This window comes from Bradyrhizobium sp. Kon58 (genome assembly GCF_055807455.1).
The window spans coordinates 1-15,862 of the sequence record NZ_JBVVOT010000055.1 but is presented as its reverse complement, the minus strand read 5'-3'; the positions used below and the strand labels follow the sequence as shown (position 1 = coordinate 15,862).

General features: G+C 61.5%; 6 protein-coding genes and 8 pseudogenes. 7 read left to right on the top strand and 7 right to left on the bottom strand.

Going from position 1 to position 15,862, the window contains the following annotated elements:
* Window positions 1-80: 80 nt before the first annotated feature.
* Window positions 81-563, bottom strand: a complete 483-nt coding sequence (locus AC0L20_RS38595) for a MarR family winged helix-turn-helix transcriptional regulator (protein WP_473295470.1) — start codon at window positions 561-563, stop codon at window positions 81-83.
* 505 nt (window positions 564-1,068) lie between these two features.
* Between AC0L20_RS38595 and AC0L20_RS38590 the strand changes: the two genes are divergently transcribed.
* Both AC0L20_RS38590 and AC0L20_RS38585 read left to right on the top strand, forming a co-directional pair.
* On the top strand, window positions 1,069-2,592 hold the full coding sequence (locus tag AC0L20_RS38590; protein WP_473295469.1) for a porin: 1,524 nt from the start codon (window positions 1,069-1,071) through the stop codon (window positions 2,590-2,592).
* A 241-nt stretch (window positions 2,593-2,833) separates the two neighbouring features.
* A pseudogene (locus tag AC0L20_RS38585) lies at window positions 2,834-3,315 on the top strand (DDE-type integrase/transposase/recombinase); the annotation flags it as partial.
* Between the two features lie 502 nt (window positions 3,316-3,817).
* Here the strand turns inward: AC0L20_RS38585 and istB (AC0L20_RS38580) are convergent.
* The 5 genes and pseudogenes from istB (AC0L20_RS38580) to AC0L20_RS38560 form a co-directional block, all read right to left on the bottom strand.
* Window positions 3,818-4,561 (bottom strand): IS21-like element helper ATPase IstB, encoded by a 744-nt coding sequence (gene istB / locus AC0L20_RS38580; RefSeq protein WP_473295468.1) that lies wholly within the window; start codon window positions 4,559-4,561, stop codon window positions 3,818-3,820.
* 11 nt (window positions 4,562-4,572) lie between these two features.
* Window positions 4,573-6,105, bottom strand: a complete 1,533-nt coding sequence (istA, locus tag AC0L20_RS38575; protein WP_473295471.1) for an IS21 family transposase — start codon at window positions 6,103-6,105, stop codon at window positions 4,573-4,575.
* Window positions 6,106-6,308: 203 nt separating this feature from the next.
* Window positions 6,309-7,116 (bottom strand): annotated as a pseudogene (istB, locus tag AC0L20_RS38570) (IS21-like element helper ATPase IstB).
* Window positions 7,113-8,624 (bottom strand): annotated as a pseudogene (gene istA / locus AC0L20_RS38565) (IS21 family transposase). Before istA (AC0L20_RS38565) ends, istB (AC0L20_RS38570) begins: the two co-directional pseudogenes overlap by 4 nt.
* A 417-nt stretch (window positions 8,625-9,041) precedes the next feature.
* Window positions 9,042-9,892: pseudogene (locus AC0L20_RS38560) on the bottom strand (IS630 family transposase).
* A 209-nt stretch (window positions 9,893-10,101) separates the two neighbouring features.
* Between AC0L20_RS38560 and AC0L20_RS38555 the strand changes: the two are divergent.
* From AC0L20_RS38555 to AC0L20_RS38535, 5 genes and pseudogenes are all read left to right on the top strand, one after another.
* A pseudogene (locus AC0L20_RS38555) lies at window positions 10,102-10,233 on the top strand (IS5/IS1182 family transposase); the annotation flags it as partial.
* Window positions 10,234-11,115: 882 nt separating this feature from the next.
* A pseudogene (locus AC0L20_RS38550) lies at window positions 11,116-12,485 on the top strand (IS110 family RNA-guided transposase).
* Window positions 12,486-13,105: pseudogene (locus AC0L20_RS38545) on the top strand (IS3 family transposase); the annotation flags it as partial.
* A gap of 46 nt (window positions 13,106-13,151) precedes the next feature.
* The gene (locus AC0L20_RS38540; RefSeq protein ID WP_473295467.1) at window positions 13,152-14,525 is read left to right on the top strand and encodes an IS30 family transposase; all 1,374 of its coding nucleotides are present in this window, start codon (window positions 13,152-13,154) and stop codon (window positions 14,523-14,525) included.
* A gap of 40 nt (window positions 14,526-14,565) precedes the next feature.
* Window positions 14,566-14,709 (top strand): annotated as a pseudogene (locus AC0L20_RS38535) (IS3 family transposase); the annotation flags it as partial.
* A 10-nt stretch (window positions 14,710-14,719) separates the two neighbouring features.
* Here AC0L20_RS38535 and AC0L20_RS38530 read toward each other — a convergent pair.
* The coding region (locus AC0L20_RS38530) for an IS5 family transposase (RefSeq protein WP_473295466.1) at window positions 14,720-15,862 on the bottom strand (1,143 nt) is incomplete at its 5' end.

Here is a 15,862-nt window from a genome sequence, read left to right as displayed (position 1 = left end):
AGAAGTGGAGGCGTCAAGCACCCCCACGATATGCCGCCTTTCCGATTCCCGCCGTCACCAACTTTCAGCGATAGCTCCGCCTACAATATGCCCAGAGTCAACTTTTGAGACGCCAATCGGCTATCTTTGGCTATCAAGGCCAGTCGTTTATTGAGGTAATGGAGGGACTCCTGATCAAGCCTGTGAAACATCGTTGAATTGAGGGTCTGCCTCTTAGTAGACAGGTTCCCGATTTCCCTCCGCGCCTTTTGAGTCAGCGACATTTGGACGAACCTCGCGTCATCGGGCGATGGTTCGCGGGCTAGGAACTCCAGCTTTTCTAGTTTTTTCGTTTGGTTGGTAACAAAGGCCGGATGGATGCGTAGCTTATTGGCAACCGCTATTCCTGAGACACCGCGGCCCCCGTCAAGTTCATCAATGGCCATCAGGATCAACCACTGTGGTTCGGTTATTCCTAACATTTGCGCCCAACTCTTGTGTATCTCTTCGAGCTGAGAGTGGATCTCCACAATGTTCCAGATGAATTCGCTGACGGCTTTGTCGAATTGTTCTTGCTCGGCCATGTCGATCTTTCCGGCAAACCTTGGTGTCACCGATGGGCGCGCACGGTTGATTCTCTGTTAGCCGGACGCTCATACCCTTCCTGGCTCATTCCACAAGACTTCCCACAGCTAGGCATGGGCCCCATGCGAGAAATCAATTGACTAATGAAATTAATTTGGGATAGGACTGAGTCTTGGGTCGCTGGAGAGTTTCTCGGGCGATTCATGTTAAACCTCCAAGTAGAACCTCCGGGGTGCCCCTCGGAGGTTCTTTTTTTCAGATTGACCCACTTTTGAAGTCTATCCGGGGGGCGAGCATAGGCGTTGTTGCAGAACTGCGACACAAGCGTACCAAAAGCATCTAGCAATTATTAATTGATTGCATCAATTACCTCTATTAACTACATCTTGCTCGACAGCGAGGGGGCGCCTCGAGGTCGTTCCGTCAGGCACCTCCCACTCTGTGAGGCAAGCCGCGGCGGATCTTTGAAGGACGGAAACGACGTTTCCAACTTGGAGATCATCGATGAAAATGATGAAGAGTCTTATCCTCGCTTCTGCGGCCATGTTCGCCGGAGCCGGGACGCAGGCAGCTGATCTTCCCGTGAAGGCCAAGGCCATCGAGTACGTGAAGGTTTGCTCTCTTTACGGTGCGGGATTCTATTACATCCCAGGCACTGACACTTGCATCAAGCTCGGGGGTTATTTGCGCGCCCAAGTGGCGCTGGGCACGAACGCTGTCTACGACACCGCTAATAACGGTGTGGCTGGCGGGCAAAACCGGCTTAGGAACTACTATACTAGCCAATCCCGCGAAGATCTGAACATCGATACGCGTACCGTGACCGAGTATGGCACGCTCCGCACGTACTTCGACGGTGTGTTCAGCTGGACGACCGGTGGCTATACGGGGGCCGGCGCGACCGCGACGAACGGCTCAACCGCGTATACAACATCCGTCGGATCTCAGGTCGCTGGTGGTTCGCTTGGTGTCTACTACGCTTTCATCCAGTTTGCTGGGTTCACGATGGGCAAGGCGGTTTCGCAGTTCTCTGCACCATGGACTAACTATCCGGCGAACAACTTTGATGGTCTGCCCGGTGGCGGTGGCGCAGTGACTGGCGTGAACCAGTTTACATATACCACTGATTTCGGCCAAGGCGTCACGGCTGCATTCTCGGCTCAGGATCAGGTGCAATATTTCGCAGGAAACATCTGGAACGTGAGTGGTGCGACAGCCGCCGGACTCGCGACCGGTGCATACGGCGCCAACAACATCGGCGGGGCATGGTCTCCCGACCTGGTCGCCATGGTTCGCGTTGATCAGGCTTGGGGCCTTTTCCAGGCGTCGGTTGCCGCACACGATAACCACGCCGGCTACTATGGCGCCGACGAAACGACCGGCCACCCGAGTGACAAGTGGGGCTGGGCTGCCCAACTCGCATTGTCGATTAAGAATATCCCGACTGGTGCGGGTGATACGATCAACCTGACCGGCGTGTATACGAACGGTGCAGGCCGCTACAACTTCCAAGATCTCATGTTTAACACCTATGCGATGTACGGAGGTGCCGGCCTCGCGGGTGCTTACCAAAGCGTCGGCATTGGGGGGGTCTCTGATGCCGTGTTTGTAAATGGTTCAGACCAGCAGCTGACCGCCACCTATGGCTTTCGGGCCGGCTATACTCACAATTGGGATCCGTCCTGGAACACCGGTATCTACGGCGCGTGGGCGGCTGTTCGGTATAACAGCACAGCGAAAGGCTACATCTGCGGCGCCTTCGTGGCGACTCTCGCACTCTCGACTGGTCTTGCCGGCTGCAATCCCGACCTCAACTATTCGGCTGTCGGCGTGATCACGCGCTGGACACCTGTCAAAAATCTAACTTTCTCGGCCGACCTCACTTACACGATGCTCGACCAGAAGTATTCGAGCGGAAGCACGGTGACCCTGCCGCTGCAGTCAAGTACCGCCAAGCCCGGTGCCGTTTATGCGCTCAAGGACCAGAACAGCCTCACGCTGCTCCTCCGCGCGCAACGCAACTGGTAGTTCTCCGATAGACCAGCGGAAAACACGGAACTGCTCCCATAAAGCCCCCGGCACCCTGCTGGGGGCTTTCTACAGATCAGAATTGCGGTAATGCGCTTGCTACCTAATGTTCTCAAGATTGAACGGAATTGAAAGCAGCAGTCTGTCAGGGCGTCTGGAAGCGCATCGAGCCCACCTCATTTTTCGGCGCAGAACCTCTCGTGAAACTTCCATCTAAGCCACCCGAAACGCGGAGCTCAATCTGCTGTGCGGCATGGAGATCACGCGTCCGAGCCAGGTCTGGACAGATGGACGTCACCTACATCCCGATCGCGCGCGGTCGTCTATCTCGCCGTGGTACTGAACTGGCAACATGTCGTGTTATGTGTCGCGGCTGTCGATCACGATGGAAGCAGCCTTGTGGCATCGAGACGCTGGAGGATGTCCTGGCTCGTCACGCAAGCCGGATATCTTCAACACTAATCAAATTCGCAGTCCACCGGCTCGGCCTTCCGGCCTGCTCGCCAATCACCTTATGCCATCAGCATGGACCGTGAGGGCGCCTGACGGGCCAACGTGTTCCTCGACGTGCGTGGCGTAGCAAAAGCACGAGAGGTGTACTTGCGGCCTACGACAGCGTCACCGACACGAGCAACTCGATCGGCCGATGTTTCGACTTCTATAACAGCAGGCATCCTCATCACCGCGCCGGATCAAGCCTACTACACCCCGCTGCCGCTCCGCCTGCAGCTGAGCCCGGCGGAGCCTCCACTTATTAATGCGGAGATCTGTTCAGAAACCGGACCAGCTCACAGGCCCCGCTCGGCTGCGAAGGCCGACGCGAGTGAGGCGGCACAACGCGCTGGTCGCCGTGTAGCGCGTCGATCTGGATGGTGAGTCAGTGTCGCGGCGAAGTAATGATTGCCGCGCAGATTGTCGTGCGCAAGAGTTTTGTTGAACTCTGATTGTCGCGGAGCGTCAATCAGTGCGGATTCCGACGAAGTCGCCCAGGCGTACCGATATGAAGTCGCCCGTGGATTCCGAGACGATGTCGCCCACCTTTCCGATTTGATCTCGCCCAGCGGCGAGGCGTTCTGGCCGGCTGGTTCTCTGGCATCGGTCAAGCCGCGTGGTCAATCTGGAATCGCGACTTCAACCTGTTTTTCTTCTTCTGCGGTTGCTGTGGGCATGTGGGCAACGCGATTGCGTTGTCCAAGCGCAGCGGCATGTCCACAGCGCCACGGGCTCAAGTCTTTCGGGCGGATTGCCGGGTTCGGCGCAGGCTCTCACCGGTGAGGTCGAGCCGATGGGCATTGTGGACGAGGCGATCGAGCACGGCGTCGGCATAGGTGGGATCTCCAATGAGCAGATGCCACTGGTCCACGGGGAGCTGGCTGGTGACGATGGTGGAGCGATGACTGTAGCGATCTTCGAGGATTTCCAGGAGGTCGTGACGGGCACCGGCGTCGAGCGGCTCGAGTCCCCAATCATCGAGGATCAGCAGATCGACACGGCCAAGGCCGCGCAACAGGCGTGGATGGCGGCCGTCGCCGCGGGCGAGCGCCAGATCGTCGAACAGTCGCGGGACGCGCTGATAGAGCACGGAGCGATTGTCGCGACAGGCCTTGTGGCCGAGCGCCGAGGCGAGCCAACTCTTGCCAACGCCGGCCGGGCCGCAGATCAGGAGATTGACGTGGTCGTCGATCCAGCGGCCCTCGACAAGCTTAGCGAACAGCGGGCGGTCGAGACCGCGCGGGGTGCGGTAGTCGATGTCCTCGACGCACGCCTGCTGGCGCAGCTTGGCGTAACGCAGGCGAGTGGCGAGCCGTTTGTCGTGCCGCAGCGAGGCTTCACGTTCGAGCAGCAGCGCAAGCCATTCGGTGTGACCGAGGCTTGCGGCCTCACCGGTGGCTTCGATGTCGGCGAAGGCCTTGGCCATGCCGTGGAGGCCGAGGGCGTTGAGGCGGTCGAGGGTCGGATGGGTGAGCAAGGGATGATCTCCTAATTGTAGTAGCGCGGTCCGCGGATGTTGGCATGCAGGATCGGCGCATCGTCCGCGGAACGCTGGTGAGCAGAACGCCGATCGAGATTGTTGGCGAGGATCGACTTGACCGAACCATAGGTGCGCGCGCCGATGTCGATTGCCCGCGCAGCCGCGGCGTCCAGCCGTTCGCGCCCATAGGAGGCGGCGAGCCTGAGGATGCCGAGGCAGGCGCGGAAGCCTTGCTCGGGGTGCGAGCGCTCGTCGAGAATGAGGTCGCACAACGCGCTGGTCGCCGGCCCGATCGCGGCGGCGTCCTGGCGGATACGCGCGATGGTCCAGCCGGCGTAGCGCCGATGGCTGGAGGCCATGTGCTCCGGCACGGTGGTGTGTTTGTGATTGCCGCTCATGCGCTGATGCGCGGCGATCCGCTCGCCCTTGTGGAAGATCTCGACGGTACGGGCCGTGAACCGCACCTCGACCTCGGCGCGGGCGAAGCGATGCGGAACGCTGTAGTAATGCTTCTCCACCTCGACGTGGTAATCGAGACTGACGCGGCGGATCCGCCACTCGGCGAGGACATAGGGGGGCGCCGGCAATGGCTTGAGCGCCGGCCGGTCGACCTCCTCGAGCAACCGGCGGCGTGTCACGCCGAGCCGCCGGATCGGCCGTTCCTCATTCAGCCTCGTGAGCAGTTCGCCGATCGCCGTATTGACCTCGGCCAGGCTGTAGAAGGTGCGATGGCGCAGGCGGCCGAGCAGCCAGCGCTCGACGATGAGGACGGCCTGCTCGACCTTGGCCTTGTCGCGCGGCTTGCGCGGCCGCGCCGGCAAGATGGCGGTGCCGTAATGCGCCGCCATCTCCGCGTAGGTACGATTGATCTGCGGGTCGTACAGGCTCGCCTTAATGACCGCGACCTTGGTGTTGTCGGGCACCACCAGCGCCGGTATGCCGCCGATCGCCGCGAAGGCGCCAACATGGGCGCTGATCCAGTCGGCGAGCCCCTGCGTCCACGTCGCCTGCGCGTAGGTGAAGCTCGATGCGCCGAGCACGGCGACGAAGATCTGCGCCGTTCTGCGCTCACCGGTCAGGCGGTCGACCACCACCGGCACGCCATCGCCGGCATAGTCGACGAACAACTTGTCGCCGGCCGCATGGGCCTGGCGCATCGTCACCGACAGGCGGCCCTCCCAGGCGCGGTAGAGCTCACAGAAGCCCGAGTACCGGTATCCGCCGGGCTCGGTGGCGATATATTCCTCCCACAGGATCGACAGCGTCACGTGCTTGCGTTTGAGCTCGCGGTGCACGGTCGCCCAGTCGGGCTCGGCGATGCGGCGGTGACCCTGACGGTTGCCATTGCCGGTCTTCGCGAACAGGCGAAGTTCCAGAACCGTGTCGGTGACGTCGTCTGGCAACGGCCAGCTCAAGCCCGCGGCCTCGAACCGCCGGAGCGCCAGGCGCACCGTCGAGGGCGCCGCGCCCACCCGTCGCGCAATCTCGCGGCTCGGCAGCCCGGCCGCCTTCATTCTGATCACATCGCGCACACGGCGCATCGCAAGCCTCTCCGTCGGCATCCAGGGTCCCCTTCGCAAAGCCGAAAGAGTTGACCCTATGGGAGCCAGAAGAGGCCTCGTCACCCGGGCGACATCATCCCGGAATGGTGGGCGACATCATTTCGGAACGGGTGGGCGACTTCAAATCGGAATGGTGGGCGAGATCATCTCGGAATCCTGGGCGACATCGATCGGAATCCGCATCAATCAGCGACGGTTTTGGGTGTCGCGTGCGAGGTCGGCCGTCCCGGACCGCGTTTTCGGTCGAGCGCGGTGCGTCTGCGATAGCTCGACGTTCATCTCAACGATGGTGGCGTGGTGAACGAGACGATCTATGGCGGCGAGCGTCATGGCGGGGTCCGGGAAGACCTTGTTCCATTCGCCGAAGCTGATTAGCGGTGATCAGCATCGAGCGCTGCTCGTAGCGTGCGCTGATGAGTTCGAACAGCACGCTAGTCTCGGCCTGGTCCTTGGTGACGTAGGCAAGATCATCTAGGATCAGGAGATCGAAGCGATCAAGGCGGTTGATGGCGGCCTCGAGGTTAAGCTCTCGGCGAGCCAGCTGGAGCTTTTGCACGAGATCGGTGGTGCGGGTGAAGAGGACGCGCCATCCGTTCTCGATGAGGGCCAGGCCGATAGCTGCCGCCAAGTGGCTCTTGCCGCCGCCGGGCGGCCCGAACAGGAGCAAATTGCGCCCTTGCCCAGCCAGCTGTCACCGGCGGCGAGCGCCATCACCTGCGCCTTCGAGATCATCGGCACGACCTCGAAGTCGAAGCTGTCGAAGGTCTTCCCGGCTGGCAGCCTGGCCTCGACGAGATGACGGTCGGTGCGCCGGCGACCGCGTTCGGCGATCTCGTGCTCGGCCATGGTGGCGAGGAAGCGGGCCGCCGGCCAACCTTCCTTGTCGGATTGCTCGGCAAATTGCGCCCACAGCACCTTGATGGCTGGCAGGCGGAGCTCGTTGAGCAACAGATTGAGACGCGCGGTATCAACGGTGTTGGCCACGCTCATGCGGCACCTCCGGTCTCGGCGGTACCAATAAGGCATTCGTAGGTGGCAAGCGGCGCGAGCTGCACCACGACGTTTGGCAGTGGGCGGGGTCAGGAGCGAAGTGAGCGCGCAGTCGGTTGAGTTCGGGAAGTCGGCCGGCGTCAAGGTCGGCCGTGAGCTGATCGGCGAGCTCGGCCTCGCAGCCGCGCTCATGAGCGAGCGCGAGGAGATCGACCATGATCCGGCAGGCCTTCTTGTCCGGTAAGCGCTCGCGCAATCGGTCGAAGGTTCTTCGATAGCCCTCGCGCGGGAACAGCCTGTCCCGATAGACCAGATTCAGCAGCGCCATTGGCTTGCGCCGCAGGGAATGGATCACGTGCCGATAATCGACGACCTGGTCGTACTTGCCGTTGGGATGCGGCCGCCCGCGCGGCAAGGTAAGGAGATGCGTGCCACCGACGAACACGTCGAGGTGATCGTCGTAGAGCCGTGCCCGCCGCCGGTGACCGATCAGGCGCGATGGGACCGTGTAGAACACCTTGCGCAGGGTGAAGCCGCCCGAAGACGTCACGCGGACGATCACTTCTTCGTAGTCGGAGGTGCGGCGATCGGGCAACTCCTGCAATACCACGCCTCGCTATCGATCCGCTTGGGGTTGCGGGCATTGCGGCGGCTGACGATCTCATCGATGAAGCCGCGATAGGTGGCAAGATCGTCGAAGTCGACAGTTCCGCGCAGCAGCAAGGCGTCCGCGATTGCTCGCTTAAGATGACCGTGGGCTGCTTCGATCGAGCCATTCTCGTGGGCCACGCCTCGATTGTTGCGGGAAGGCCGCATGCCGTAATTGGCACAAGGGGCCTCGTATCGCTGCGTCAGATCATCCCGTGCATCGCGATCGAGATTGCAGAATGCGGCCGACACGCTGTCGGTCCGATGCTCCCGCGGCGCCCCACCGAACGACCAGAGGGCATTCTGCAGGCCTTCGGCCAGGGCAACGAAGCTCTCGCCGCCAAGCACGACGTGAGCGTGCTCGAAGCCGCAATAGGCCAAACGGAAGTGATAGAGACGATGATCCAGCGGTGCGCCCGCGATCGTAACACCCAACTCGCCCATGTCTGTGAAGTCGGAAAGGCCGAGCTGGCCAGGCTCATGGATCTGGCGGAAGATTACCTCTTGCTCCTCGCCATGGATCGCCCGCCAGACACGGATACGACGTTCCAGGGTACGACGGATACCGGTGCCGAGATCAGGATGACGTCGGAGCATCTCCTCGAAGACCGCGACCGGGCGTAAGCCAGGTGCCGACTTCAGGATCGGGACGATCTCGGTCTCGAACACCTCGCTCAATGGGTCCGGTCGTCGCCGGCGCGGGGAGCCTTCTTTTGCGACGGAAGTCGGGGATCTCTCTCGATCCGATAACTGGTCGCCGCACTGAATGATGCCTTGGCCGCCGCCACTGGCGGGCTGTCGGTCTGACGGTACTTCATGTAGAGCCGCACTTGATGATCTGTGATGTGTCGGGCGGGCAAGCGAGTGATTCCTCTTGGCGGAAGAACCACTTGCATAACCTGCCGGCCGCGATCACCAGGTCGGCGCGGTCCCTAGCGGATCGCGTCGACGCCGGGCTCGTAACTCCGGTCTGGCTTCGCCCTCCCTTCGTCACGAGCCCGGCGAAACTCTCTCACCTTGATTGACGCGCTCTTCCATCCTGATTGCCGCGCGACATCGCCGGGTCGCTCGCGGCGGCGTCCTGGTGAATGCGCGCGATCGTTGTCGGACCTGCGGCCCCGGCGATCGACCGCTGCCAAGGGTCGCGAAGTCGTCGCTGACTTCACAGGCAAGCCCCTCTCGACGTTGCGTACGCATAGGTGAAGTTCGAGGCGACGAGCACCACGATGAAGAGCTGAGATGTCCTCCACGTACGGGCGAGCTAAAGCGTGATGGCACTAAGTTCGAGAGCCTGAATTTTTGAGGTAGTTGGCGCATTCTTCGGGGGTGAGGCATCGAGTGCGCGGCCTATTGCGGCGCAGACTGCGTCGATGGTTCGCGCGGCGGCTTTGCGGAGCACTTGCTTGAGCTTGGCAAAGACTTTGCTGCTGTGGCTACCGAGGTTATCCAAGACGACGATGTCGCCGGGTCGAAGGACGGGCAGAAGAACCTTCTCGACATAGGTGCGAAGCTCACGCAATCGATCGGGCCCTCGATGGACCATGGCGCATCAATCCGGTCGTGGCGCAGGGCCGCCAGGAAGGTCATGGTCTTCCAGCGGCCGTGGGGAACCGTGGCAGGAAGCCTGTTCCCGCGCGGCGCCCATCCCCGCAAAGGCGCCATATCGGTTCTGGTCCAGGTCTCGTCGATGAAGACCAGCCGCTCAGCTTCGACGCGACGTTGATACTTTGTCAATTGGAGGCGCCGCCGCGCCACGTCGGGTCGATCGCGTTCGCCAGCCGCCATGCGTCTTATTGAAGCTGAGCTTCTCGGCATGCACGAAGTCCCACGCCTAGTGGTAGTCGACCTTCAGGCCGCGTCCGGCAAGCTCGGCAACGAGCCCCCGTATGGTGAAATCGCCGTCCTTGATCCGTTGCGACAGCCAAACCGCGTGGTCTCCCGAAACCGCCTTCGGCTTATGACCGCCCATCTGGCCAGGCTCAACGCTGCCGGTCTCCTCGACCCGCTGCATCCAACCAATTGCGGTGCTGATCGCGCCCCCAAACTGCTTGGCTGCCTGATTGCGGGACATCCCGACCTCCGCGGACACGACACGCTTGCGAAGATCCAGAGAATAAGGCTTGCGCAACCATGCTGGCCTCGAACCCAGCCAGCATAGTGTATCAGAACTGCACCGATTTGGGAATCCAAAATCGATCCAACCTAACCCCATCCCGCTTTAGGTGCGACTAGCGCACCGTCAGCGAATAAGCACTCCTCTAGTGGGCTGTTGAAAAAGGCGCTCGCCGCTGATCGGCGACCGTGATTCATGGCTTCGATGAGATTCGGAGATGGTGCGTGCGTGGCGGCGACAATCGATCGGGCGAGCTGTTCAGCTACGTTGACCTGGAGGTGCGGGTGCGGTGAGATCATCCGCTGCGAACGATCCGGACCATTGTGAACGAGGCGCTTTCCGCGCTGGAGGCCGACAAAATTGATCATAAGCGTGTCTGAAGAGCCCCCTGCCCGGGATGGCCGTTATATCTTTGATCCCGGAGGCCTCTTCCACGATTCGCCCGCATGTCAGCGGAGTTCGGTCATTCGAGGATACGCAAACACCGCCTTCCTTTTGAGCAGATCGAGACCAAGGGGTTGCTGCGATCCAAGGCAGAGCTCAATGCAGGCCCGGGGCGGGGCGGCAAACCCGTAAGGCGGCTGGAACGGTTCGAAAGTCAAAGGACCGAAGGATTGGCTGAGGATGTCAGTACGTGTGGATCGGCGAGAATATATTGGAGCACCGACGTGGAGCCGGCGAGTGTCACGTCGCCGCACTTGGCGATCCCGACTGGACAGCGGTGCACTGCGAGCTCAAGCGCAAGCATGTGACGCTCTGGATCCTCAGGACGTGGCACTACTTCAAAGATCCTGCGTCAATTTGGTTACCAAGGTGCGACGGATCTGATCTGCCTCATCCGCCATGAGTTTTCGCCGGCGCCAAATTGACGTCTCAGATTGCGCGCCTTTCACGTTGAGGATTGGCATGCCGCGAGCGTGTCTGGTCTGCCGGCGCGAGCCCTACCAGCGGCCGTGCCACGGTTTGAGCTGCTGCCGGTTTGATGGACACCGGGATTGGGTGTTTCATGAAGCCGGAGGTAGGTGCGTGGAGTAGAAACGGCCTTGTGCTATCCACTTTGGCTGGGAGGGTAGCGGCCGTCAGCTTATTGGAGGCACTGTCCCCGTTAAAAAAACGTGGTCCATGGGCGCGTGCGGACTTGAGAGTGGTGACGCTGTTCCGGCGGCGATCCCGATTAGGAAGATGACAAATTGGCATAGCCCAGACTCTCCAGCCCATCATCGGACGGAGGATTTGCGATGCCTAAGAGGACGACTGGTGGCGGCCCGGACTTAAAGCCGGTCAACCTTGGCACGGCCGCTATCGACATCGGATCAAGGATGCACATGGCCGCGGTGAATCCGGCCTGCACCGATACGCCAGTGCGTGCATTCGGCACATTCACGCAAGACCTGCATGAGCTGGCGGACTGGTTCAAAGCGTGCGGCGTCACCAGCGTGGCAATGGAATCCACCGGGGTCTATTGGATCCCGGTCTACGAGATCCTGGAGCAGCGCGGATTTGAGGTCATTCTGGTTAACGCACGCTACGCCAAGAACGTGCCTGGGCGGAAGACCGACGTCAGCGATGCCGCATGGCTACGCCAGCTTCATTCCTACGGCCTGTTACGCGGCAGCTTCCGACCGGATGTCGAAATTGCAACATTGCGCGCCTATCTACGCCAGCGCGAGCGGCTGGTAGAATATGCCGCAGCTCACATCCAGCACATGCAGAAGGCCCTGATGGAGATGAACTTGCAGCTTCATCATGTCGTCTAGGATATCACTGGCGCGACCGGCATGCGGATTATCCGAGCCATTGCTGCAGGCGAGCGCAATCCCGACGTGTTGGCAACCTACCGGGACGTGCGCTGCCATTCCTCGATCGAGACGATCCGCGCCGCACTGGTCGGCAATAATCGGGCGAACATGTCTTTGCCCTCGGCCAATCGCTGGAACTCTACGACATCTACTAGGCGAAGATGCTGGACTGCGACCGCAAACTCGAAGCTCTGATCGCGGCACTGAACAATAAATGCGTAAAACCGGTTGGAAGGCTGTCCAAGCCACGCATCAAGACCAAACAGGCCAATACACCTACCTTCGATGTCAGAGCCGCACTGTATGGCGTGCTCGGTGTCGATCTGACTGAAATCCATGGGCTGGGTCCGTCGCTCGCATTGAAGCTTATCGGCGAGTGCCGCACGGATTTGAGGGCATGGCCGAGCGCCAAACACTTCACTTCCTGGCTTTGCCTCGCACCGGGCAACAAGATCTCCGGAGGCAAGGTGTTGTCTTCGCGCACTCGGCGATCCTCCAGTCGGGCAGCCGCACTGCTGCGTCTGGCGGCCACCACCGTCGGGCGGAGCGATACGGCGCTCGGCGCATTCTATCGCCGGCTGGCCTCGCGTGCCGGCAAGTCGAAAGCCGTGACAGCGACCGCCCGTAAGATCGCGGTCTCGTTCTATAACACACTTCGGCACGGTATGAGTTACAAGGACCCAGGTGTTGATCGATATGAGCAACAATATCGCAGTCGCGTCCTCGCCAACCTTCAGCGGCGGGCCAAATCACTAGGCTTCGTCTTGCAGGCCATCCCGGGGAAAGACGCCAATCCGGCTGTTTCTTAGGAAGGCCGCTGCCTACTTCGCGAAGGAAGCGACATGAAGTTCGGCTTCACCGCGAAGCACCGGAACGTCTGGCCGGTGGCATGACTATGCGAAGCAATGGGCGTATCGCAATCGGGCTTCCATGCCTGGCTGGACCGATCGCCCAGCGCCAGATCCCGCAGCGACGAAGCGGTCGGCCTAAAGGTGAAGGCAAGCTTCCTTGCCCAGCGACCGGACCTACGGGGCACGGCGTGTCTGGAGAGACCTTTTGGCAGATGGCATCGAATGCGGACTGCATCGGATCGAGCGGCTGATGCGCCTGCAGGCCTTGCGCGCGAGGCCACGGCGCCGGCGTCTGCCGAAGGATGAAGGCGATCGCCAGGTAGCGAACGTGCCGGCGAACCTTCTGGACCGGCAGTTTGCAGCCGAACCAGAAGTGGATTGCCGACTTCACCTATATCTGGACGGCCGAGGGCTGGCTCTACGTGTCGGCCGTGATCGACCTGTTCTCGCGACGAGTGGTCGGCTGGTCGATGAGCGCCAGCATGACGGCGCAGTTGGTCGCCGACGCCCTTCTGATGGCCGTCTGGCGACGCGGCAAGCCGGATGCCCTGACGAATCACTCCGATCGTGGCAGCCAAGGCGGATTCAAACGGTCGTCGCAACACTCGCACATTTGAGGTTGCGATGACTATTGGAGGACGGAGATCGGCACGATCTGGACGAGCGCCAATGCCATCGCCGGGGCGGCCGCAAGTTGCGGGGCGTGATGAACAGAGCAGATTTTGGCGGGGGATTGCCGCGGGGCTAAGCAGTGAAGAAGCTGCGCTTGAAGCCGGAGTATCGCAGCCTGTCGGATACAGATTGTTCCGAAAGGCGGGCGGCATGCCACCAGCAATGTTCAGATCCTCGGCAAAGCCGCTCTCCGGGCGGTACCTGTCGTTTGCCGAGCGCGAGGAGATCGCACTTCTCAAGGTGCAGGGCCACTCCATGCAAGAAATCGGGCGCCGCCTCGCTCGGTCCGCCTCGACAATCTCCCGTGAACTGCGACGCAATGCAGCTACCAGAAGCGGCGGGTTGGAGTATCGTGCGACGACTGCCCAGTGGCATGCAGACCGATCGGCATGTCGGCCCAAACTGACCAAACTTGCGCTCAACAAAACCTTGCGCACTTATGTGGAGGAGAGACTTGCCGGCGTCGTCGTGGCACCGAGCGGCGCTTCCGTTCCCGGTCCGGTCGTTCCGTGGAACGGTCGCCGGCATGGCCCGCGAAGAGATCGGCGATGGGGCAAGGCCTGGAGCCCGGAGCAGATTGCCCGACGCTTGCCGATCGACTTCCCGGACGACAACACGATGCGCATCAGCCACGAAGCCATCTATCAGGCTCTCTTCGTTCAAGGCCGGGGAACGCTACGCCGCGAACTGACGGCCTGCTTGCGAACGGGGCGCGTGCTAAGAGTGCCCAGAGCACGCGTAAAAAGGCGAGGCAAGGGCTTTGTCTCGCCGGAGATCATGATCAGTCAACGTCCCGCCGAAGCAACCGATCGAGCAGTGCCGGGACACTGGGAGGGAGACCTCATCCTTGGTCTTGGCAGCTCAGCGATTGGTACGCTGGTCGAGCGTACAACCCGGTTCACGATGCTGCTGCATCTTCCCCGCCTCATGGGGCACGGCGAAGCTCCGCGCATCAAGAACGGGCCTGCGCTCGCGGGACACGGCGCTGAAGCCGTACGGGACGCGATTACTCGCACCATCATCACCTTGCCACAAGAACTGCGGCGTTCGCTGACCTGGGACCAAGGCGCCGAAATGGCCCAGCACGATCGTCTCAAGATCGATGCAGGCGTTCAGGTCTACTTCTGGGATCCGCAAAGTCCATGGCAGCGCGGAACTAACGAGAACACCAACGGGCTGCTGCGTCAGTACTTCCCGAAAGGCACTGACCTCAGCGTCCATAGCGTCCATGACATCACCGCCGTTGCTGCCGTCCTCAACGCCCGACCGAGAAAGACGCTGGGATGGAAAACGCCGGCGGAGGCGCTTGACGATTGGCTATCATGAGTGAACAAGATCGCTGTTGCGACGATCGTTTGAATCCGCCCAATACGCCGGCGAACAGTTCCAGCGCCTGATGGCTGACAGCGGCATCGTGTGCAGCATGAGCCGGTCCGGCAACGTCTGGGATAACGCAGCGATGGAGAGCTTCTTCTCTTCGCTGAAGACCGAGCGCACCGAGCGCAAAATCTAGTCGTCCGTTAAGAAGCCGAATTGAGCGGGAGCGGACAGGCAAGCGTATGCGATAGCTGGATCAGGCAGAGGCACAAGAGTTCTCTGAGCCAGGCGAGGATACGGCGGAAGTTGTGGCCGACTGCTGAGAGCACGACGTTGGCGGCGTCGCCGGCGCGGCCTTTGAGATAGCAGCGGCCAAGGTGACCTTCGGCCTTCAGATGTCCGATGATGGGCTCGATGGCGGAGCGGCGCCGGAGCTCGCGCTTGATGGCGCCGAACACGCCGCGCTTCTGGCCCGAAATGAAGACGCGACGGGGATTTTGCGTGTCGTGGCGGCGATATCCCTTGTCGACGTAGGCCCGCTCGATCGGACAGCCGGTGAGCGCCTCGGTGCGGTCGATGACGTCCCGCAGGGTATGACCGTCGTAGGGATTATCGGGCAGCGACCTGGCGTGCAGTACGAACAGGCCACCGGGCGCCCGGCGGTTGTTGGTGACGATGGAGGCCTTCACGCCGAACTCGTAAGGCGCGGCGGCCTTGCCTTTGCCGATGCATTCCACCTCCGGGGCATGGAAGGAGTAAAGCTTCCAGCCGCGCTGGCGCTGCTGCTGCGAGCGGATTTGCACGGCCCGGCCAAGCGGGAGGGCGAATGCCTCCTCCAGTGCCGGCTGGCCCTCGATCTTGCGGCGGATGTCGCGGATGATGCGGCCGAGCCGGCTGCGCAGAATGCGCAACTGCCGCTGATGCCGGCTGAACTGTTTGGCATGGGCGTAGCGGCCCGCCATCATCGCGGCGGCCTTGGCCACACGAGAATAGGATTGCCGCAGCCTGACGGCGTGCCTTCTCGCCAGGCGGTTGAGCCCCTTGATAGCCGCATGAAGCAGCTTGGCATCGGTCGGAAAGGTGATGGCCTTCGGCTGCACCGTGGTGTCGACGGTGACGCGCTTGAGGTCCTGGCCGCGTAACGCGCCGGCCTCGTGCGCCACCCGCAGGCTCTCCGCCAGCAGCAGCTCCAACTTGTCGCCGAGCCGCTTGCGCCAATGGCTCAGGTCCGAGCGCTCGTGCGGGAAGGCATGCTGAAAGAACTCTTGCCCGGTGAAGAACTGGAAATACGGGTCGTGAACCCAGCGCTCGCAAACGCCCTCATCGGACAGCCCGTAAGTGTGCTT

Excerpts from the sequence above, each read along its gene's own strand:
- AC0L20_RS38595 (WP_473295470.1), bottom strand. The coding sequence starts at position 563 with ATGGCCGAGCAAGAACAATTCGACAAAGCCGTCAGCGAATTCATCTGG.
- istA (WP_473295471.1), bottom strand. The coding sequence starts at position 6,105 with ATGCGCCGTGTGCGCGATGTGATCAGAATGAAGGCGGCCGGGCTGCCG.
- AC0L20_RS38540 (WP_473295467.1), top strand. The coding sequence starts at position 13,152 with ATGACTATTGGAGGACGGAGATCGGCACGATCTGGACGAGCGCCAATG.
- AC0L20_RS38590 (WP_473295469.1), top strand. The coding sequence starts at position 1,069 with ATGAAAATGATGAAGAGTCTTATCCTCGCTTCTGCGGCCATGTTCGCC.